The 21,433-nt window shown below is 52.6% G+C and carries 20 protein-coding genes; 9 read left to right on the top strand and 11 right to left on the bottom strand.

What is annotated here, in order from left to right; translation table 11 throughout:
* Positions 1–131: 131 nt before the first annotated feature.
* The 4 genes from katG to BOC67_RS24385 form a co-directional block, all read right to left on the bottom strand.
* Positions 132–2,405: a catalase/peroxidase HPI gene (katG, locus tag BOC67_RS24400; RefSeq protein WP_291914709.1), complete on the bottom strand. Its 2,274-nt coding sequence runs from the start codon at positions 2,403–2,405 to the stop codon at positions 132–134.
* Between the two features lie 288 nt (positions 2,406–2,693).
* Positions 2,694–3,122: a YqgE/AlgH family protein gene (locus BOC67_RS24395; RefSeq protein WP_291914707.1), complete on the bottom strand. Its 429-nt coding sequence runs from the start codon at positions 3,120–3,122 to the stop codon at positions 2,694–2,696.
* A gap of 17 nt (positions 3,123–3,139) precedes the next feature.
* Positions 3,140–3,604 (bottom strand): DUF4268 domain-containing protein, encoded by a 465-nt coding sequence (locus tag BOC67_RS24390; protein ID WP_291914705.1) that lies wholly within the window; start codon positions 3,602–3,604, stop codon positions 3,140–3,142.
* A gap of 67 nt (positions 3,605–3,671) precedes the next feature.
* Positions 3,672–4,643: a methylenetetrahydrofolate reductase gene (locus BOC67_RS24385; protein ID WP_291914703.1), complete on the bottom strand. Its 972-nt coding sequence runs from the start codon at positions 4,641–4,643 to the stop codon at positions 3,672–3,674.
* A gap of 254 nt (positions 4,644–4,897) precedes the next feature.
* Here BOC67_RS24385 and BOC67_RS24380 point away from each other — a divergent pair, with 254 nt between their 5' ends.
* Genes BOC67_RS24380 through BOC67_RS24370 form a run of 3 tightly spaced genes read left to right on the top strand, consistent with a single transcriptional unit; the run spans position 4,898 to position 7,952 of the window.
* Positions 4,898–5,866 carry a hypothetical protein gene (locus BOC67_RS24380; protein WP_291914701.1) on the top strand — a complete coding sequence of 323 codons (969 nt, stop codon included), beginning with the start codon at positions 4,898–4,900 and terminating at the stop codon, positions 5,864–5,866.
* An 8-nt stretch (positions 5,867–5,874) separates the two neighbouring features.
* Positions 5,875–6,522, top strand: coding sequence for a hypothetical protein (locus BOC67_RS24375; RefSeq protein WP_291914699.1), 648 nt, complete (start codon positions 5,875–5,877; stop codon positions 6,520–6,522).
* 47 nt (positions 6,523–6,569) lie between these two features.
* A complete protein-coding gene (locus BOC67_RS24370; RefSeq protein ID WP_291914697.1) occupies positions 6,570–7,952 on the top strand; it encodes a glycoside hydrolase family 28 protein in 1,383 nt (460 codons plus the stop codon).
* Positions 7,953–7,966: 14 nt separating this feature from the next.
* On the opposite strand, the gene BOC67_RS24365 is transcribed toward BOC67_RS24370, so the two are convergent.
* Positions 7,967–8,872 (bottom strand): hypothetical protein, encoded by a 906-nt coding sequence (locus BOC67_RS24365; RefSeq protein ID WP_291914694.1) that lies wholly within the window; start codon positions 8,870–8,872, stop codon positions 7,967–7,969.
* 87 nt (positions 8,873–8,959) lie between these two features.
* On the opposite strand from BOC67_RS24365, the gene BOC67_RS24360 reads away from it, so the two are divergent.
* Positions 8,960–10,063 (top strand): DUF695 domain-containing protein, encoded by a 1,104-nt coding sequence (locus BOC67_RS24360; RefSeq protein WP_291914693.1) that lies wholly within the window; start codon positions 8,960–8,962, stop codon positions 10,061–10,063.
* Here BOC67_RS24360 and BOC67_RS24355 read toward each other — a convergent pair.
* The 4 genes from BOC67_RS24355 to BOC67_RS24340 form a co-directional block, all read right to left on the bottom strand.
* Entirely contained in the window at positions 10,060–10,509 is a 450-nt protein-coding gene (locus BOC67_RS24355; RefSeq protein WP_291914691.1) for a hypothetical protein, read from the bottom strand. The genes BOC67_RS24360 and BOC67_RS24355 overlap by 4 nt on opposite strands.
* 81 nt (positions 10,510–10,590) lie before the next feature.
* Positions 10,591–11,178: a TetR/AcrR family transcriptional regulator gene (locus tag BOC67_RS24350; protein ID WP_291914689.1), complete on the bottom strand. Its 588-nt coding sequence runs from the start codon at positions 11,176–11,178 to the stop codon at positions 10,591–10,593.
* 136 nt (positions 11,179–11,314) lie between these two features.
* On the bottom strand, positions 11,315–11,761 hold the full coding sequence (locus tag BOC67_RS24345) for a GNAT family N-acetyltransferase (RefSeq protein WP_291914687.1): 447 nt from the start codon (positions 11,759–11,761) through the stop codon (positions 11,315–11,317).
* A 187-nt stretch (positions 11,762–11,948) separates the two neighbouring features.
* Positions 11,949–12,788 (bottom strand): glycosyltransferase family 2 protein, encoded by an 840-nt coding sequence (locus tag BOC67_RS24340; protein WP_291914685.1) that lies wholly within the window; start codon positions 12,786–12,788, stop codon positions 11,949–11,951.
* 147 nt (positions 12,789–12,935) lie between these two features.
* Here BOC67_RS24340 and BOC67_RS24335 point away from each other — a divergent pair, with 147 nt between their 5' ends.
* A complete protein-coding gene (locus BOC67_RS24335) occupies positions 12,936–15,185 on the top strand; it encodes a family 78 glycoside hydrolase catalytic domain (RefSeq protein WP_291914683.1) in 2,250 nt (749 codons plus the stop codon).
* Positions 15,186–15,356: 171 nt separating this feature from the next.
* On the opposite strand, the gene BOC67_RS24330 is transcribed toward BOC67_RS24335, so the two are convergent.
* Positions 15,357–16,880 (bottom strand): hypothetical protein, encoded by a 1,524-nt coding sequence (locus tag BOC67_RS24330; protein ID WP_291914682.1) that lies wholly within the window; start codon positions 16,878–16,880, stop codon positions 15,357–15,359.
* A gap of 169 nt (positions 16,881–17,049) precedes the next feature.
* Between BOC67_RS24330 and BOC67_RS24325 the strand changes: the two genes are divergently transcribed.
* The 4 genes from BOC67_RS24325 (at position 17,050) to BOC67_RS24310 (ending at position 20,051) form a co-directional block, all read left to right on the top strand.
* Positions 17,050–17,478 (top strand): organic hydroperoxide resistance protein, encoded by a 429-nt coding sequence (locus tag BOC67_RS24325; RefSeq protein ID WP_291914680.1) that lies wholly within the window; start codon positions 17,050–17,052, stop codon positions 17,476–17,478.
* Positions 17,479–17,482: 4 nt separating this feature from the next.
* On the top strand, positions 17,483–17,932 hold the full coding sequence (locus BOC67_RS24320; protein ID WP_291914678.1) for a MarR family winged helix-turn-helix transcriptional regulator: 450 nt from the start codon (positions 17,483–17,485) through the stop codon (positions 17,930–17,932).
* 75 nt (positions 17,933–18,007) lie between these two features.
* Positions 18,008–19,168, top strand: a complete 1,161-nt coding sequence (locus BOC67_RS24315) for an iron-containing alcohol dehydrogenase (RefSeq protein WP_291914676.1) — start codon at positions 18,008–18,010, stop codon at positions 19,166–19,168.
* 136 nt (positions 19,169–19,304) lie between these two features.
* Entirely contained in the window at positions 19,305–20,051 is a 747-nt protein-coding gene (locus BOC67_RS24310) for a DUF1269 domain-containing protein (RefSeq protein ID WP_291914674.1), read from the top strand.
* Positions 20,052–20,241: 190 nt separating this feature from the next.
* Here the strand turns inward: BOC67_RS24310 and BOC67_RS24305 are convergent, their stop codons facing one another.
* The gene (locus BOC67_RS24305; RefSeq protein WP_291914672.1) at positions 20,242–21,405 is read right to left on the bottom strand and encodes a lactonase family protein; all 1,164 of its coding nucleotides are present in this window, start codon (positions 21,403–21,405) and stop codon (positions 20,242–20,244) included.
* Positions 21,406–21,433 lie beyond the last annotated feature (28 nt).

The following is a 21,433-nucleotide window of genomic DNA, read 5'->3' as shown; positions in this document are numbered from 1 at the left end:
GAATCAAATTAAAACTGAACGGCTTGAGTCCAGTACAATACCGAACTCAAGCCGCTTAATCAAAAAAGCCGTCCAAACTTTTGGGTTCACTTCAGAAATTGCCGCCTTTATCTCTTTACCTTTTATCTCAATTATTTCTTCAGATCGAACCGGTCGAGGTTCATCACTTTATCCCACGCTGCTACAAAGTCCCTTACAAATTTTTCCTTTGCATCAGAACTGCCGTACACTTCGGCAATAGCCCGCAGCTCGGCGTTGGAGCCGAATACGAGGTCGGCGCGTGTAGCCGTCCACGTTGGCTGGCCGGTTTTGCGGTTGTAGCCCTGGTAGAGTTCTTTATCTTCGGACGCTGCTTTCCATGCGGTGTTCATATCCAGCAGGTTCACAAAAAAGTCGTTGGTGAGCTGGCCCGGGCGCTCGGTAAATACGCCGTGGCTGGAACCATCGTAGTTGATGTTGATGGCACGGAGGCCGCCTATCAGCACGGTGAGTTCGGGCGCGGTGAGCGTCAGCAGCTGCGCTTTATCCACCAGCATGGCTTCTGTAGATTCTGCCAGCCGGCCTTTGCGGTAGTTGCGGAATCCATCGGCCAGCGGTTCCAGGTAAGCGAAGGAATGTACTTCGGTTTCTTCCTGGGAGGCGTCCATACGGCCGGGCGTGAATGGCACGGTGATGTTGTGGCCTGCGTCCTTGGCGGCTTTTTCCACGCCGGCAACGCCTGCGAGCACGATCAGGTCAGCCAGGGAAATTTTCTTTCCACCGGCGGCGCTGCCATTGAATTCCTGTTGGATGCCTTCCAGCTTTTGCAGCACTTTCCAGAGCTGTGCCGGGTTGTTTACCTGCCAGTCCTTTTGCGGCGCGAGGCGGATGCGTGCGCCGTTAGCGCCGCCGCGTTTATCGGAGCCGCGGAAGGTGGAGGCGGAAGCCCAGGCGGTGCCTACCAGTTGCGAAACAGTCAGGCCGGAAGCCAGGATTTTTTCCTTCAGGCTGGCCACATCGCCGGCATCCACGAGGGGATGGTTCACTTCAGGAATAGGGTCCTGCCAGATGAGTACTTCGGAAGGTACATCCGGGCCCAGGTAGCGGCTGCGCGGCCCCAGGTCGCGATGCGTCAGTTTAAACCATGCGCGGGCAAAGGCATCGGCAAAAGCGTCCGGGTTGGCCAGGAAGTGCCGGCAGATGCGCGCAAACTCAGGGTCGAACTTCAGCGCGAGGTCCGTCGTGAGCATGGTCGGTAAATGCTTCTTATTAGGATCGTATGCATCCGGGATGATGGGTTCCGCATTTTTGGCTACCCATTGGTGAGCGCCGGCAGGGCTCTTGGTGAGCTCCCATTCATATGCGAAGAGGTTTTCCAGGAAGTTGATACCCCATTTGGTAGGAGTGGTGGTCCAGGTTACTTCCAGGCCGCTGGTGATGGTATCAGGTCCTTTACCGGATTTATAACTGTTCACCCAGCCCAGGCCCTGGTTTTCCAGTCCTGCCGCTTCCGGCTCTTTGCCTACGTGGTCCGCAGGCGCCGCGCCATGCGTTTTACCGAAGGTATGACCACCGGCAATGAGGGCTACGGTTTCTTCATCGTTCATAGCCATGCGGCCGAATGTATCGCGGATGTCCTGTACGGATTTCAGCGGGTCGGGATTGCCGTCCGGGCCTTCGGGGTTTACATAGATCAACCCCATCTGCACGGCTGCCAGCGGCTTTTCCAGGTTGCGGCCATGCACCTGCCCGTCCGCATCGTCGTCGGAAGATACTACGCCATGCCCTTCTACTACGCCCGGCGAGCCGTGCGCATAGCGGATATCGCCGCCGAGCCAGGTTTTTTCAGAACCCCAGTACACATCTTCATCGGGTTCCCACACATCGGCGCGGCCGCCGGCAAAGCCGAATGTTTTGAGGCCCATGGATTCCAGCGCCACGTTGCCGGTGAGTATCAGCAGGTCGGCCCAGGAAATCTTGTTGCCATATTTTTGTTTGATAGGCCATAACAACCTGCGGGCCTTGTCCAGGCTCACGTTATCAGGCCAGCTGTTGAGCGGCGCAAATCGTTGCTGCCCGGAACCTGCGCCCCCGCGGCCGTCGCCAACGCGGTAGGTACCGGCGCTATGCCATGCCATACGGATAAACAGCGGACCGTAATGCCCGAAGTCGGCCGGCCACCAATCCTGCGAATCCGTCATGAGCGCGTGGAGGTCTTTCTTTACAGCTTCCAGGTCAAGGGTTTTAAACGCTTCCGCATAGTTGAATTCCTTATCCATAGGGTTGGACAGGCTTGAGTGCTGACGCAGTATATTCAGTCGCAACTGATCCGGCCACCAATCACGGTTTTTGGTACCGCCGCCTGCAACATTTTGTCTGAGTGTGCCGTTGTGAAACGGGCATTTACTGATGTCTTGAGATTCCATGTTATTAGGTTATGCTAAGAAGTGAATAAAAATGAATTACTAAACCCTTGTGTTTCTGATGCGTCAAATTTAGGACAATACTGATATAGTTAAAATCAATTGATTTTATGATTGTATAGTCAAAACCTATCTGTGCCGTAAAACGCACTGGTAATAAGTAGCAACAACCTGAGCCCGTGTTGGGTTCGCTGGAAAGCGGGATTTTACAAGCTGTTAAAAAACAAAACGGGGAAGGAGGATGTATCATCCCCCTTCCCCGTCAAAAAAAACGTATATACGTGCCAGTGATCAGTATTCCCCAATCAGCCAGGAGCCTTCATTCACTTCCGCTTCCAGGTCGCCCGCGTCCCAACCGCAGTAACCGAGGAATATGGTAATTTCCGTATCGTCTATTTTCAGGGCGTTGATATGTTGCATCGCCGCCTTAAAATCTCCCCCCAGGTAATTATTCCCCGCAATATGGGTACCGCCGGGTATGAGGTCCGGCCGCTGATGTACGAAGAAGAGGTGCTCCCGGTCCACCGGCCCGCCGTCGTGGATAGGGAAGGGGATGCTGTGTTTAAACTCTTCCAGTTCGTTGATGCGGTGAGGGAACAGCTTGTTGGTCACAAAGCCCATGGCGCCGTTTTCATTGTATTCCGCCAGGTAGATCATGGCGCCTTCAAAGAAAGTGCCGTCCAGTAATGCCGTGCTGTGTAGGTATTCGCCAGCTTTCATATAGATCGCATTGATATTTATAACAACATTTCAAATCCATAGCGGGCGCTGCTCCAATATTCATCCAGCGCAATGATCCGCGCTTTAAAGAAGGAGATCAACGCCGGCCAGTCCTCCTGGCGCAGTACAGACACGCCTTTCAGCTCTTTGCGTATATAGCTCAGCGTTCTCCCGTAATCATCGGTGATGTGGTATTGCCAATCCCAGTCGCTTTCCCCCAGGGCCGCTTCCAGCATATTTTTCTGCGCGAGGAACTGTTCAAAGAAGGCATCGTGCAGCTGCGCATTTGCCTGCGTAATCAGGATGGTTACGCTGGCATCCCGGTTGTCTGCCTCGAGTTTAAAGCTCACGCCGGGAATGCCGGTTTTGTAATTGGACCAGCTGACGGTAGCGCCATCAGCAGATAATATAGGTTTCATGTATTTGCCGAATGCCGTCCAGAACGCCTGCTTGATCGTCGATACTTCTTGTTTGGAATACATGGGTCAAAAATAAAAAAAATCCCGGCAGCTGCAGGGCCGCCGGGAATGTTAAATCTAAAATACAGTCTTAATAAGCGGGCGCAGGGCGGGCCGCTTTCTTTGGTTGCCTGATGGCTTTGGTCTGGTCTAGTATGTTGTGCAGCAGTTCCTGCGCGGCGTTGATCTCCTCTTTTTTGATGGACACGCTTTCGATGTTGAAACCTACCGGCATGTTCTTCGCCTGCGCGTAGTTCAGGATTTCAGCGGCAATATTGGTAGTGGTATCCAGCGATGCTTTCAGGATATCCTTGGAATTTTTCAGGTCGTTATACAACCATTTCGGCACTTCAATACCCAGCCATTCCATGAACTGCAGGGTTTTCAGGGAGCCGCATGGCGCCAGCGTAAAGATCACCGGGGCTATCTGCCGGCCGCTTTCCAGGCTGTTGTAATAGTAGTCGGACAGCAGGTTTTTCGTATCGTGCAAATTGTACACGCACTGCGATACAAAGAAGTTGCAGCCCTGGCTCATCTTGTTAAAGATGCGCAGGTGTTCATCCCCCTTCTTGTTATGCCTTTCCGGGATAGTCACGCCGCCGAGTATAAAGTTGCGCCCACTCTGCCTTTTCAGCTCATACGCATCCTGCAGGCTAAACTGTGTGGCGGCCACCTGCTGATGCGAGGACGCGCCTACAAACACGGAATACTGCAGGTCCTCGTTGCGTTGCAGCCAGTTGGCAAACGTTTCCCTGGTTTGGTTGGCAATGCTCTTGTAAATGATTTTCGGTATAGCCAGGTCCGCTAAAAACTGCTTGCTGTATTGCTCCGGCGCAATGGTGGGAATGAAAGAAAATGTCCTTTCTTTTTCCGTCCGGAGGGATTCATCCTGGATGTCATATAAAATCAATCCGTCGATGTCCAGGTTTTTCAATCGCTCTACCTGGTTGTATGCAATGGCGGTAACGCGTTCTTCTTCTGTCGTGATCTTGGGAGGCGTCAGGCTGTAAAGTACGATGCCCGACTGTCCTTCCACAAATTTGGTCTTTAATAGATCCTGCATCCCGAATTAGCTTATGAGTTAGTTTATGTTCTATTTTGGGGTAAAACTATAGAATAATCATCTATTATTCAAGAAAAGTTAAAAATTATGTTCTTTATGGGGAGAGATTTACCGCCTCCTTGTACCTGCCTGCCCGGCCGGGCAACGCAGGAGCGCGGCGCTAAGCCGTTGATAATCAGTTCGCTGATCCGGCGGTAATGTTTATTTAACGCAGAAATGGTTAGATTTGACGTATTATCAAATGAAAAACCGCCTTGGGACGTTTCTTCAAATACTTCTGGCTCGTTTTTATAGCCTACTTCATTTTTGTACACCCCGTAATCATCTACCGGGCTACCTCCACGCCGCAGGACTTCCGCACCGTGGACGGCCGCATGGCCCTCGTGTACCTCGGCATCAGCCTCTTGCTATGGGGCCTGATATTCGGCGTCGCGCTGTACCAGATATATAAATACTCCTTCGGGGCGCTGATCCAGATGCGCCGCCTCGCCCAAAGCGGCACGCCGCTGAAAGCGAAGATACTCCGGGTGGATCACCTGCGCACCCGTAAGCAAATGGAACAAAAGGAAGTACTGCTGGAAATGCCTAACCTGCAAGGTACCACCATCCGGCACCGCATGCCGGTAAACGACTCCCGCCCGTACGAACACCGCTTCGAAGCCGGGAAGCAGATCACTGTACTGGTAGATCCTTCCTTTCAAAAATACCCCTACCTCATTCCTGAAGGCGCCACCGGCAAAGTGAACTATAGCCTGTACCTGGCCTGGCTGGCGGCCCTCGCGGCTATCGCCGGCGCCTATACGTACTTTTACCAGGCTGAAAGCCAGGGCTATGGCTGGCGCTTTATGAAACCCTGGCATCCCCTGATCATATCCGCTATCGCGCTGCTTTTCTTCGGGCTGATCCTGTACTTCATATTCGGAAGGCTGCTGGGCGGCCGCAACCTGGGCGGCAAGCGCCTTGCCAGGATCAAGTTTGACGGCATTCAAACTATGGCCCGGATGACGAACATAGGGCAAACGGGTACCTACGTCAATGAACAACCGCAGGTGAAATTCGACCTGGAGTTTACCGACAATACCGGCCACACGCGGAATGTCAGCCTCAAAAAAATCGTATCCCTGCTGCAAATGCCCAACGTGCAACAACCGGAAGTGGCTATATTTTATTTACCGGCGGACCCCCGCGTGGTTCGTTTTGCAGCGGATATTAATGATAATTAGAAATGTACATGAAACACTACAGCATACTACTGGCTTTCACCCTATGGCTTACCGCCTGCGATAGTATTTCCAAATCTATCAGGGACACGCTGCGGAGCGACACTAGTTTCTCCCCCCAACCCCAAAATAAACAACAACCTCCACAGGCGCCTGCGCCTGAACCTGAGCCGGAAGCCGCTCCCAGAGAGCCTTTTGCCGCCAACCCTGCCGCGCTCAACGAAGCGGAACAGCTCCTGCGCAACCGGCCGGAGTTCAAAGGAAAACAGATACAGGTCTATAAATCCATCCACTTTTACAGCAACTACCGCGTGCTGACGCAGCTGCAAAACCCGGACAACCCGGCCTATGTCGACGAATATTATTTTACCCATGGGAAGTGGGAAGATCCAAAACCAGTGCGGCTTTCAAAGAATACCGACGTAGCGGCGGACCTTGTGCCGCTGGACGCGGTGCCCTTTGCCAACGCGCATAACGTGTACAAAGCGCTGCTGGAAAAATACCGGGAAATTGGCGGCAACCCCGGCGACCTCACGATTTACGTGATCCTCTGGAACAAAAAAATCCGCTGGTACCCCGGCTCCATCCACAACGACCGCTACGATTACGACATTGAGTTCAAGCAGGACGGTACATTACGGCGCTTTGAACAAAGATGATTATGTTTAGTGCCACAACTGCATTGTACACACGAAAACCACGGTAAATGAAACTAATTTTCCCGATAGCGGCGCTCGCCCTGGCACTGGCGGCAGCTTCCTTCCGCGTTGAAAAAGATACGATAATCGTTCGCGAACTGGCCGTGAAGGCCCCTTTTGCCATGCCGGCCATCAAAGTGCCCGATTTCAGCAAAGGGATTTCCGTAAATATTGCCAGCCTGGGTGCGGTGGCGGGCGACAAAGAAAAGAACGCGGCCGCCATCGCAAAAGCGATTGAGCAGGTCAGCGCTGCGGGCGGCGGTACGGTCGTAATACCCGCGGGAGAATGGCGCACCAAAAAAATCCACCTGAAAAGCAACGTGAACCTGCACCTGGAAAAAGGCGCCACCCTGCTGTTCTCCGGCGATCCGGCGGATTACCTGCCGGCCGTTCACAGCAGCTGGGAAGGGATGGAATGCTATAATTATTCGCCCCTGATTTACGCGTACGAATGTAAAAATGTAGCCGTAACCGGCGAAGGCGAGATCAAAAGCGAGATGGATACCTGGCAGCAATGGTTTACCCGCCCCAAACCGCATATGGAAAGCCTGAAGCGGCTCTACAACCTCGCCTGGAACCGCACGCCCGTAACGGAACGGCAAATGGTGGACGACTCCTCGCACCTGCGGCCGCAGTTTATCCAGTTTAACCGCTGCCGGAATGTGCTGCTGGAAGGGATCCAGATTACGAATAGTCCGTTCTGGACCATTCACCTCTACTTGTCTAAAGACGTGGTGGTGCGCAAGGTGAAAGTGTACGCCAAAGGCCATAATAACGACGGGGTAGACCCTGAAATGAGCCAGCAGGTGCTGATTGAAGACTGTGTGTTTGACCAGGGGGACGATGCCATTGCTATCAAATCAGGCCGCAATCCGGAAGGGTGGCGACTGAAAACACCTTCCAAAAACATCGTGATCCGCAACCTGACGGTGAAGAACGGGCATCAGTTGGTGGCCATCGGCAGTGAGCTGTCCGGCGGCATTGAAAATGTATTCGTGGACAATTGCACCGTGCTGGACGGCGCAAAACTGAACCACCTGCTCTATATCAAAACCAACGAACGGATGGGCGGTTTTGTAAATAACATCATCATGCAACGGGTGCGCTCGGGAAAAATTGACCAGGGCGTGCTGGGCATCGATACGGATGTGCTGTACCAGTGGCGTACGCTGGTGCCTACGTATGAGCGCAGGCTGACGAAGATCAGCAATGTGTCCCTGAAAGATATCAGCACCGGGGAGGTGAAATTTGTATCCCGCATAATAGGGCAGCAGGAGTTGCCGGTGCAAAACGTGCGGCTGTCCGGCATCCGGACGGGGACGGTAGATACGACTGCGCATATGCACCAGTACCTGGCGGGCTTCAGCGAGGAGGATGTGACGCGTAAATAAGGCAGGCGGAGCGGCTACCGCCCTGCCGCTCCGCGGATCATCACCTTCCATACTTCCACGAACTCCACCCCCAGCGTAGCGCCGTGCTTATCCTTTTTCTCAATATCGGTAACGAATATACGATTACGGCTGCGCACGCGGCTGCCAGGTTGTACCATAGTCGTATCCGTTAGTCGCTGCCCGTTCACCGCAGCTACGTCCTGTATTTGGTACTGGTAGTTAAACGGGTCCCGCAGGTGTAGAAAAGCATAGATACGAGTGAGGGGCGTTTTCCCCGGTTGCAGCTGCCAGCCGGCCGGTTGGCGGAAATATTGCAGGTAGTCCTGCGGCCCCGAAAACAGCAGCACGCCCGCCATGGGGAATTGCTTGCCGAAATACGCCGCATGACCGGCGCCCTGGCTATGGCCGCCTGCGATAATCCTTTCCCAGCGCGGCTTTCCGTTGGTCACAAACTGTCCCCATTTCTTAGGTTGCCTGGCCGCCAGGTAGCGCAGCAGGGTGGAAATCCGCTGTACGAGCGCGTTGGCGGAGTCGACCTCCACCTTATCGCTCACCGGCGTTCCGAACATAATCTCCTCCCGGAAGTGGTTGAAACAGGCGCTGTCCTCACTGGTAGAGCAAACGGTGGTCACCACTGTATTCATATAATCAGGCGTAATCACGTAGTAACCCATCGCAGCGAAGGCGCTGTCGAACTTCCGGAAATCAGTGGCTTTGCCGTTGGTGCCGGGAATCATGATAAACAGGCGGTGTTGGTCGTTTTTAGCTGATGGCTCATAGACCAGGTGCGGCGTGTGTACCATCTTTTGCTCCGGCGCCGTGGCCCCGGGCATGATTTCCTGGTGCGGGATTTGCGCAAATGCAGTTGTGCTGCCGAACAGCAGGGCGAGCAGGTATGTTAACCGTTTGGTTGCTTTCATGAAAATAGTAATAATACGCCAAGATAAGGCGCTGCCGGGATTATTGCTATAAGCGCCAAACTATTTATTTTCGTAAAAATTGTTACAATGGGATTGCTTAGTAAATTATTTGGAAAGGATAAGACGGACAACCAGGCTGATGGTTACAATAATTTTTGGAAATGGTTTCAGCAGCACGAAAAGCAATTCTTTAAAGCCCTGAAAAGCAAGAAGGACCTGGAAGAAGATTTCTTTGACCAGCTCACGGCGGAACTGAGGCGGGTGAATGAAGGCTTCTTTTTCCTGGCCGGGATGGCGGATAAGGATACGGCGGAACTGATCGTCACGGCGGATGGCAATATCAAAACCATTCCTTTCGTGGAAGAGCTGGTGGCGGCTGCGCCCCGGCTGCCCAACTGGCGGTTTACGGCGCTGAAGCCGGCATCTGACATCACTTCCGCGAAAATACAGATGGGAGAGCTGAGCTTCCAGCCGGAGAATATTCACTTCTATCCGAACGAACATCCGGAGTACCCGGACGAAATTGACATCACCATCGTGTACGACGATTACGACGAAACCCTGCGGGACAATATCCTCAGCGGTATCTATATTTTTCTCGACAACTTTTTGGGGGAGCTGCGTTTTGCCACCGCAGTGGATAACCTGTCGGTGACGGGCCGCGCGGCCGGCCAGCCGGACCTGATTCCCATCACGAAGCTGAAAGACTATTTACTCTGGCGGGAAAAAGAATTCATTGAGAAGAGCGAAGAGGCGTTCCGGGATACGGCGCAGGATAACTATTCCGTGCTGGAAGCGGAATTGACTTCCGGGAACCGCCTGCTGGCCGTGGTAAATACGGACGTGCTGCAATGGGAATACAAGGCCTCGCACCCCTGGGTGATGGTGATTGAAATCCGCTTCAAAGGCAATGAGCAAACCGGCATGCCGGACAATGATACCTACCGGGAGCTGGAAGAAATTGAAGAAGTCATCAGCGCCGCGCTGAAGCCGGAGGAGGGCTACATCAACATTGGCCGGCAGACGGCGGAAAATACCCGTACCATTTTTTATGCCTGCAAGGAATTCCGCAAGCCGGCGAAGGCCCTGAAAGATGCGCCCCTGGCTCTTACCAACGATTTGCAGCTGAGCTATGCCATTTATAAGGACAAGTACTGGCGCACTTTCAATCGCTTTATCACTACGAATTAAAACGCCCGGAAGTAAGGCCGGTGCGTAAGCGGCGAAAAGCCCCAGGGGATGGAAAAGAACAGGATAACGAACGCGATGCTGTACCAGATGGCGATGGTTTTATACTGTTCCCTGGAGGTGGACTTCCGTTTGGCTTTTGCCGAGCCGATGGTGAGGAGTACGATGCTCAGCAGCATCATGGAACTGTGTTCCATGCCGAAAAACCGCATCTCCCGCATTTTTACCGCTGTCCCGAAATTTTCCAGGAAGTACTTCACTACCGGGCTGATAATGTATAGGCAAATGCCGAGTATCAGCTGTATATGCGCGATGGTAACGGTTGCCATGCGCAGCCGCCTGCTGCCTGCGCCGAATGGGCGCGCGCCGAGCCAGCCGCGGTAGGCGTTGATGACAGAGGCTGCCAGGGTGATGACTACCAGCCAGCGTACCAGCGAATGCAGAGCCAAAAGAAAAGAATACATAGGTTTGTTGTTATGGGCCTCAAAAATAATAAAAACATACTAACTGGTATGTTTTTTATGAAAAAATTATTGCAGCGTGTACAGGTATGCTTTTAAGGATTTGAGGTAGGGGGTATAGCAGGATTTACCGAGGATTTTGCCCATGTTGCGGATGCCGGAGTAGCCGCTGACGATGAACAGTCCTGCCTGGCTGCAATTGACATCCTTGCGGATATGGCCGTTTTGTTTGCCTTTGAGGAGGCATTGTTCGATGGCTTCCCGCCATTGTATGACCAGCAGGCCCAAAGCTTCGCTGAAGGAGGCGTTGAGCGGGGCCAGTTCATCGATGAGGTTGACGGCGGGGCAACCGTATTTCACCTGGAATACGGGGCTGAGGAGCAGGGCTTTCATCATGGCGTAGATTTCCGCAACGGGGTCTTCTCCTCGTTGCAGGGGCTCTACCATGGCCATGCGCATGCCGGGGTAGAGTACTTCCCGGATCATGGCCAGCCCCATTTCCTCCTTGTTTTTAAAATGGTAGAAGAAGGCGCCTTTGGTGACGCGGGTGGTAGCGATGATATCGTCGATGCTGGTGGCCTGGAAGCCTTGCACGTAGATGAGTTCCAGCGCTTTTTGGAGAATGGTCAGCCGTGTTTCCTGCGATTTTTTGGCCATTGGATACTAACTGGTATTTTTTTTCGAAGGTAGGAAATTTTGGGGATTATGGGGAAAGATATAAGGGCGGGAGGCGGTGGCGCCGCCTGCCCTTGCAGGGAGTATCCCGGCGGTATGCCGGATATTGGCAGGGTAGCTAAACTTGGTAGTCGTAATGGATAACGCGCATAGGCTTACCGCCGGTGGCGTTGTAAAAGCGCATGGCTTCTGTGTCGCCTTCCATGGCCTGAACAAAGAATTCGCCGATGTTTTCCTGCCGGCAGTAGTCCTTCAGGCCATTGAGCAGCATGCTGCCGAGGCCGCGGCGCTGTTCCGCAGGGTCTACGGCGAGGTCGTACAGGTACACTTCCGCGGTTTCTTCAAAGTAGGAGGGGAGTACATACGCGGTGAGTCCGCCGAGTACTTTGCCGTTTTCATCTTTGGCGGCCATTACGATAAAATCTTTGTTGCTCAGTAGTCGAACCAGGTAATTTTCAGCCGGTAAACTGAATGCTTCCATCTCAAAAACTTCTTCATAGATATGCAGGATGGAGATAAACGCGGGCAGGTCGGCCGCAGTGAGTCGTGAAATTGATACGGACATTGTAATTTTCGTTCTGGCTAAATAGAGATAATTCCTGTTTGTCGCCGGCAAAATTACAATTCTGGCGGAAGGAAATGAAATTGTTTTCGTGGGGTATGGGGGGGATATGGGAAATAATTTCCTGGTGGTGTAGTGGAATTTGGTGTATTGGAATTTGGTGTTTTGGAATTTGGCTCCAGGTGAGATATTACCGGGATTGCAGTTTTTCCTGTTGCCGTAAATGTTCTGCGTGAAGCGTTTGCACGTCTACGGGGCCTTTGCGGCCGGCAAAGGCGTTGTGGCGGATGCCGTCAAAAATGCGGTATTTACCGAGGCCGAGGCGCTGGAAGAAGTACTGGAAGCTTACTTTGAGCACACCGAGTCCGTATATACTGCTGCGGCGGAAGTTGATAGAAGACGCTTCTTTAAAGTAGCGGGTAGGGCAGGTGACTTCCCCGATTTCAAAGCCGGCGTAGAAGATCTGCGCGACCATTTCGTTATCGAATACAAAATCGTCCGAGCATTTTTCGAACGGGATATTTTCCAGCACTTTGCGGTGGAAGGCGCGATAGCCGGTATGGTATTCAGAAAGTTTCTGCCGCATCAGTATGTTTTGAGTGATAGTCAGTAACCTGTTAAATAAATATTTATATAAAGGCATGCCTCCTTTCAGCGCGCCCATACCGAGGATGCGGCTGCCAAACACCACCGGATATACGTTGTTGCCGATGATGGAAGCCATGGCGCCGAGGAGTTGCGGGGTGTACTGGTAATCCGGGTGCAGCATGATCACGATGTCTGCCCCGAGCTCCAATGCTTTCCGGTAGCAGGATTTCTGGTTGCCGCCGTATCCTTTATTTTTTTCATGACGGATGATGTAATGGATGCCGATATGCTGCGCAACGGCCACGGTATTGTCTTTGCTGCAATCGTCCACGAGGATGATGTCATCCACGATCTGTCGGTCTATTTCTTCATACGTGATTTGCAGGGTTTTATCCGCATTATAGGCAGGCAGTACCACTACCACTTTCTGACCATTTATCATAGTAACCGGTTTATAACTTAAATTTAACCTTAGGCACTGCATTGGCTTCGCTCTTAAAATTTTTTCAGTCGTTAACATCTGATTCAGGAACTGCAGGCAGGAAATACTTATTATGCAGTACGATTTCCATATCACAATGACACCATTATGAAAATTCCCGGGATTATCCTACTGTTGGCCAGTTTGTTTGTTTGCCGCCAGGCGGCTGCGCAGGCGCCGGATTGGAGTAACCGTTGCAGCTGGATTATGTTTGCTCATGGAGCAGATACGGCGGCGAGGCCCAGTCCCTATTACCGGAAAGTTTTTACGGTGGATAAGCCGCTGGCATCCGCTACCCTGTATATCACCGCGCATGGCATTTACGAAGCCTGGTTGAATAACCGGAAGATAGGGGAGGATTATTTTGCCCCGGGATGGACGAGTTATGACAAGCGCCTGCAATACCAGGAGTACGACCTGTTGCCGCTGTTGCGCAAGGGTAGCGCGGAGCTGCGTGTAGCCGTTGGCGAAGGCTGGTACCGCGGCCCGTTTGGGGGGCTGATGCAGCGCGATAATTATGGCAGCGATGCGGCGATCATTGCGCTGGTTGTACTGCGGTACAGGGACGGCAGCGTACGGGAAATCCCTACGGACGCTTCCTGGGAAGCAGGTACCGGCCCTGTTTTACAGGCGGATCTTTATGGCGGCATAGTGTATGATGCCAATTTGCAGCCGGGTGGCTGGGCCCCGGTAAAGCTGGCGGAATATAGTAAGGAGGTGCTGGTACCCACCATCGGCAAGGGCGTCCGGAAGCAGGAAAAGTTCCCGGCGCTGAAAGTATTCACTGCGCCGGATGGCAGCCAGCTGGCGGACTTCGGGCAGAACCTCGCGGGCTGGGTAGCGCTGAAAGTAAAAGGCCGCAAAGGGGATACCGTTACCGTGCAGCATGCGGAAGTACTCGATAAGCAAGGGAACTTTTATACCGGCAACCTCCGGGAAGCCAAAGCAACGGATACGTATATACTGAAAGATGGGGAGCAAACCCTGGAACCGATTTTCACCTGGCATGGCTTCCGCTATGCAAAAATCACCGGCGCAACAGTTAGGCCGGAGCAACTGACTGCGGTGGCGCTGTACACGGAGATGCCGCCAGCGGGTACTTTCAGCTGCTCCAACCCATTATTGAATCAATTACAGCATAATATTACCTGGAGCCTGAAAGGGAACTTCCTGGATATTCCTACGGATTGCCCGCAGCGCAGCGAGCGGCTTGGCTGGACGGGCGATGCGCAGGTCTTTTTCCGCACGGCGGCCTTCAACTTCGATGTAAAGGATTTTTATTTTAAATGGCTGCAGGACCTGGCCGCCGATCAGCGGGATAACGGGTCCGTGCCGCAGCTGATACCCTGGATATACCGCAACCTGCAACCGCCGCGGCGCAATGGTATTGCGGGGTGGAGCGATGCGGCCACGATCATCCCCTGGGAAATGTACCAGGTGTATGGGGATGCGCGCGTACTGGAAAAGCAATACCCCAGCATGAAAGCCTGGGTGGACTATATCGTGAGCGCCAGTAAGGACGGGTTGTGGACGGCCAACGGGTATGGGGACTGGCTCGCTCCTGGCGACTCCACCTCGCTGCCGTATATCGATCAATGTTACTGGGCATACAGCACGCAGCTGCTGGTCAATGCCGCCACGCTGCTGGGTAAGCAGGCGGACGTTGCCGCCTATACGAAACTGCTGCAACAGGTAAAAGATACTTTCGCAGTGCATTACCTCCGCCCCGGAGGGCGTACCATGCCGGATACGCAAACCTCCTATGTACTGGCGCTGGAGCTGGGCATGCTGCCGGATAGCCTGAAACGGCCGGCGGCAGGGCGTTTGGCGGAGCTGGTAAAAGCCAATGGTAATCACCTCGCAACCGGCTTCCTCGGTACGCCGGGATTATTGCATGCGCTCAGCGAGCATGGCGAGCTACAAACGGCGTATGCGCTGCTGCTGCAGGATACCTATCCTTCCTGGTTGTACCCGGTGAAAATGGGCGCTACTACTATTTGGGAAAAATGGAACGCCATACTGCCGGATAGTACGGTGCAGGCTACTTCGTATAACCACTATGCGTATGGCGCGGTGGGCAACTGGTTATATACGGTGGTCGGGGGGATTCAGCCTGGTAGTCCGGGTTACCGGGAAGTGATAATTCGCCCGCAGCCCGGAGGCGGACTTACCTGGGCTAAAGCGGGGTATAGGTCTGCCTATGGGGAGATCAGGTCCGAGTGGGAGCTGCACGGGGAAAAGATCAGGATGAAAGTGCAGGTGCCGCAGGGCTGTGAAGCGCGGGTATATGTGCCCGGGAAGGAGATGGTGAAGGTGAAGGCGGGGAGGTATGAATTTGAGGGCGTGTGGGGGAGATAAGGTGAAATATTACGGAGAGCATAAAGCAATGAGGCTGCAGCAGGGTGGATAATTATTGCCAGATAATTACCGCTGATATGGGCGGCTGTTATTTGCATAAAAGCGGTTAATGGCAGGTTGGCTTTTGAATGTTTTCCATCACCATGCGCCTTAACCGCTTTTATGTAACTATCACGCAGCCACCGGCTCTTTCTTTTTTACCTCTCCCTGCAATTCATTCATATGCAGGCAAAACAGCGCCATCACGATCAGCGGTATAAACTGGTACCGCAATACCACCGGTGTGGCAAAAACGCTAAATCCAAAATTGATTACCACAAACACCGTCGCCAGCCATACACCGGCAAATGACGCATAGGTTCCTTTGTTATGCTTCCTGCCTAAGTACAGGAACGCCACCGATACGAGGAAATAAAAATTCAGCCCGGTGAATAGCAGCCGGTAGAAATAACCCACTATCAGCATGGGCCAGGTGGGAATGCGTTTGAACACCGCCGGGCTTTCCAGCTGGAACCATCGCTGCGGCGAAGGCCACATTTCTTTCTGCCCAAGATTATAGTTAGTAAATTTTTCCAGGTGCGGATTAAAATAATTTTTCGTGTTCAGCCACATGTAATACCGCATAAACGAAAACGGATAATGCCTGATCAGGTACCAGCCGTACTTGTTATACGTAGGGGATACGGAGCCCCATAGTTTGATCAGCCCCAGCGAGGAGCGTTCAAACGGCGGGCCGTAGGCGAAGGAGTAAGGCTTCAATATGGCGTTTTGTACTTTGATGAAGTAAGTGCCGGGCAGTTCTGCCAGTTGCTCATCTGTTGGCGCTACTTTCTTAAAGTATAATTTGGCGTAGCGGTCCAGCGGGCGCAGGTCCGCCGGCAGCTGCGTACTATCCACCCGGATATGGCCATACATATAGAGGGCGTTATTGGCGATCTGCCAGCCGCCAAAAATGGAGAATTCCGGATGGCCGGTAATCTTCTTCGTTTCCTGCTGGGTGTAGTAGATAAAGGGAATGATGAACGCCCAGGGCAATGCAATGCCGAGCAGTTTAAGCGGTAGCCTGTATGCGGTAACAGGTATCGCCAGCAGAGCTACCAGCGGATAGTAAATGGCGGTATAACGGATGGTAAAAGCGATGCCGATCAGTACGCCCTGTATCAGCAGGTACTTCAGTTTCGGCGACCGGAACATCCACATGTACTGGGCAAAAATGATTACGCTCACGGCACAGAATAATGCGTCGCTTAGCACGCAGTTGGCGAGGTAGAGCAGCGCAGGGTTGACGATCAGGAAGATAAAAAAGATGCGTTTATTCCAGCCTTGTAAATCGAGCAGGTATAACGCGGTATAAAACAGGTATAGTAAGGCAGCCTGCAGCACGAGGTATTGCACTGCTACCAGCCACAGGTGCGATGGTGAAACCAGGTGTACGAGGCGCAGGAAAAACGGGTATCCTACGGGCCAGATGTTCACCCGGAGGTGTTCCAGGTTAGTGTCTACATAGTTGGAGGAGTCGGAGATGAAATCCGGAAACGGATACAGCAGCTTAAACACAATGAACTGCACGGCTGTTAACACGAGGGCTGCGAGCAAATACTTTCTGTTGGCAGGGCGGCGAAATACAAAAGCCCCGAAAGGCTCCCGTTCGCGGGTAAGGTAAGGTTGTTGTGAAAGTAGTTGAATAAGGTTCATATGTTGAGGGTTTGGATTGCCGGCGGTTATGGCTAAATATCCGGGTTTGGCGTGCAATGGGGTGGCAGTGGGGATAAATTGTCTTCCAATTGTCAAAAAGAATTTATATCGCTCGCGATATAAATTTTCACCCTACATTTGTGTCGTAAACGATATAAATCTAAACGTCATGGCAAATACACTCTATCAAACAAAATCCACCGTGACCGGTGGCAGAAACGGAAAAGTTCAATCAGAAGACGGCGTCCTGAACCTGGAACTCCGCATACCGAAAGAAATGGGTGGCCCCGGCGGCAGCTATACCAACCCGGAACAGCTGTTCTCCGCAGGTTATGCCGCCTGCTTCGATAGCGCCCTGAATTTTGTAGCCGCGCAACAAAAAATCAAACTGACCGGAACAAGAGTAACCGCCACAGTAGGCCTGGAAAAAGCGGATCCCGGCTTTAAACTCACCGCAGCACTGGATGTTGCCATCATGGGCATCCCCCGCGATCAGGCGCAAAAACTCCTGGAAACCGCGCACCAGGTTTGCCCTTATTCCAATGCATTGCGAAATAACGTAGATGTTAAGTTAACTTTGCTGGAAGAAGAATATTAAAATAATGGAACCTACATTAAAACTTGCCGATCAGATCTGCTTTCCCTTGTATGCCGCCTCCAGGCTAATTACCCGGAAATACACGCCCTACCTGGATCAGCTGGGGCTCAGCTACCCGCAATACCTGGTGATGCTCGTATTATGGGAAACGGACCAGGTGCCGGTAAGTTTTATTGTACAGCAGTTACTGCTTAACACCAACACCGTTACACCATTGCTGCAACGCCTGGAAGCAATGGGCATGCTCACCCGCAAAAAATCCCGGGAAGATGAACGGAAAGTAATCGTTTCCCTCACGGCAAAAGGCCGGAAACTGAAAGAACAAGCGGCGACCATTCCCTCGGAAATGGCCGCCTGCCTGCTTTCTAAAGATATTACCGCGGCGGACCTGGGCGCCCTCGTGCAGACGTTAAATCAGCTGATAGCCACCCTCAACGAGGAAGAAGCGGGATAAATGTGAGCTATGTCACATCCATTGCCGCCGCAATCACTGAACTTTGTACCTTCATATTAAACGAAACGACCTACCATGTTAAACTTCGAACTTTATAATCCCACCAATCTGGTTTTTGGAAAAGGACAGATAGCAAAATTGAAGACATTGGTGCCGCAGGATGCTAAAATCCTCCTGCTCTACGGAGGCGGTAGTATTTTTAAAAATGGCGTGTACGACCAGGTGGCCGCGGCGCTGGAAGGTTTTGATATCACAGAATTTGGTGGCGTAGAACCCAATCCTCACTTCGAAACACTGATGAAAGCAGTGGAAGTGATCAAAGAAAAAAATCTCAACTTCATCCTCGCCGTAGGCGGCGGTTCCGTGATAGATGGCGCGAAATTCGTTTCAGCCGCAGTGAAATTCGATGGCAACCCGATCGATATACTGCAAAAACAGATCCGTATAGTCGATAACGTAGTGCCTTTCGGGACCGTACTCACCCTACCCGCTACCGGCAGCGAAATGAACTCCGGCTCGGTGATCACCATTAAGAGCACGCACGAAAAGCTGTCCTTTGGCGGCAGGGCACTCTTCCCCGTTTTCTCTGTCTGCGACCCGGAAGTCATTATATCTCTCCCGAAAAGACAAATACAGAACGGGGTAATAGACGCGTTTACGCACGTGATGGAGCAATACCTCACTTACCCCGCCGGCGCCCTCCTGCAGGACCGCTTTGCAGAAAGCATCCTGCAGACCCTCGTAGAAGTTGGCCCCGCCGTGGTGGATAACCCGGGCGACTATACGCTGGCCGCCAACTTTATGTGGAGCTGCACCATGGCGCTGAATGGACTCATCCAAAAAGGCGTACCTACCGATTGGGTGACCCACATGATCGGCCACGAACTGACCGCCCTTTACGATATTGACCACGCCAGAACCCTCGCCATCATTGGGCCTAACCTCTACAAAGTAATGTTCGACACTAAAAAGGAAAAGCTGGCGCAATATGGCCGCAGAGTGTGGAATATTCAGGGGGACAATACCGACGATGTGGCCAGACAGGCCATCGATGCTACCATCCGCTTCTTCGATACGATGGGTATGAAAATGCAGTTGTCCGCCTATACCACGGAATACGCCAAAACAGCGGACTTTATCGAAAAACGCTTCACGGAAAGAGGCTGGGTAGCCATGGGAGAAAGAAAGAATATCACGCCGGATAAGGTGAGAGCAATCGTGGAAATGAGCTACTAATCAAATAGGATACATACACGGAAACGGGCAGGGGATAGCATCTCCTGCCCGTTGCTGTTTTTGGCAGGGCGTAAAAGGTAGATGCCAGCATCAACAATTTGCCTGCTCCAGTGTTGATGTTGAAAAACAGCACCAGATGACAAACTTAATCATCGCATCATTTGCCCAGGAGGCGCAGGCGCTCACCGCCTTCAGGAAGCTGACTGAGCTGGAATCCATCGGCGACCTTACCGTTTACGAAAGCATCCTCGTGCAAAAGACCGCCCAGGGCGAAACCGGTATCGTTGAAACGGGCGATTCCACGGAAGGCGTACGTACTTTATCCGGTATGGCGCTGGGCACCCTCGTAGGCGCTTTTGCCGGTCCGGTAGGCATCCTCGGGGGCATGTTGCTGGGCACCATGGGCGGCGCCCTCTGGGAAGCCAACTATTATAATTTCACGGAAGAGTTCAGCAGTAAAGTAGCCGATTCCCTGAAGCCCGGCTACACCGCCCTCATTGCCGAAGTGGATGAAGATAATGAAGTATTTGCCGATACCTATATCAAAAGCCTCGGTGGCACGCTCCTGCGTACGGACGTGGACTTTGAGTATGAAAAGATTGTAGATGAACAGGTAGAGTCGATCGATGAACAAATTGCGGCGGACCGCGCCAAACTCCGCACAGCCGAAGCTGCGGAACGATCCCGTTTCGAAAAGGAAATTGCTGAACTGAAAGAAAAGCGGAAACAGCGTATCGCTGAACTGAAATCCTCCGTTAAGAAGGCTGGCGCCCATACGGAAGCCACCCTCCGGGAAATGAAAGCCACCCGCCTGAAAAGCCGGATCGAACTGTACAAACGGCGTATTGCGATGCTGGAAGCAGAGTTGGGTAAGCTCGGGTGAGCGGTTTTTTTTCTCGCAAAGGGGCGTAAGGAGCAGAGCACGCAAAGGGCCTGCGGCCTGTGCGGATTTTTTTCTCGCAAAGGGGTGTAAGGAGCAGAGCACGCAAAGGGCCTGCGGCTTGTGCGGACTAAAACATTACAACATCCTTTGCGCCCTTATTTTCCCTTATGCCCCTTTGCGAGAAAAAAACCTACTCCACCCACTGCACGCATACCGGGCTTCCCACTTTGATACGTTTGCCCGTGTCCGTTAGCAGCCCCGTTTTTTTATCTACTTTAAATATCACTACATCATTGCTTTCCTGGTGCGCCGCGAGGAGGAAGTTTCCACCCGGATCGAAATTGAAATTCCGCGGCATTACCCCCAGGGTGGACTGAAACCCTATGCTGGTCAGCTTTCCGCTGCTTTTATCCCGTTTGAAAATCGCGAGGCTGTTGGCGTCTCCCCGGTTGGAAGCATATAGGAAATTCCCGTCCGGGGACAGATGGATGTCCGCTGATCCGATTTTTCCCTTGAAATCCGCCGGATGGCTGCTGATGGTTTGCAGCAGCGTGAACCTCCCGTCTGCGTAAGCATACACCAAAACTTCCCCGGATAACTCGGTCATCAGGTAGGCGAATTTTCCACTGGCATCAAACACCAGGTGCCGGGGGCCGCTGCCGGGTTTTACCTGTACAAAAGGCGCAGTGGCCGGCGTGAGTTTGCCGGTACTGGCAGCAAAATTGTAGCACATGATCTTGTCGATTCCAAGGTCATTGACAAACAGGTATTTATTATCGGGAGAAAATATAGCCGCGTGGGCATGCGCTTTCTCCTGGCGATCCGTTACAGGGCCTGTGCCTGCATGCTGCACCCGATCCGCAGCGGCGCCTATGCTGCCATTACTTACCGGAAACACCGCAGCATTGCCGCTGCCATAGTTGGCCACCGCAATGAATTTACCATTCCTGCTGACGGACACATAGCAGGGCCACTGGCCTTCGGAAGGCACTTTGTTGATAAAGCTGAGCCTGCCGCTGGCATGATCAAACGCAAACGAGGAAACGCTGCCGGGGCCACCATCCTCATTGACCGCATATACGAAATGGCGGTCCGGCGATACCGCCAGGTACGATGGGTTGGACGTTGCCGCCTCACTTACTGGCGTAGCTTCCCCGGTTTGGGTATTGAATTTATACACATAAATGCCCTTGCTCTGGCCACTGTTGGTGTAGGTGCCCAGCAACAGGTAAGGCTGATCGGAGGTTTTGTCGGACATATGTTGCTGTTTATGTTTTTGCTGGCCATATATCAGGCCAAAAGGCAGCAAGGCAAATGCTGATAACGTGGCATACCGAAGGAAAAATCTTTTCATCTGATGTGGGCTTGAATTAAATCAGCAC

The organism is Chitinophaga sp. CB10 (genome assembly GCA_001870995.2).
Taxonomy (GTDB): Bacteria; Bacteroidota; Bacteroidia; order Chitinophagales; family Chitinophagaceae; genus Chitinophaga.
This window is presented reverse-complemented; position numbering and strand designations above follow the sequence as displayed.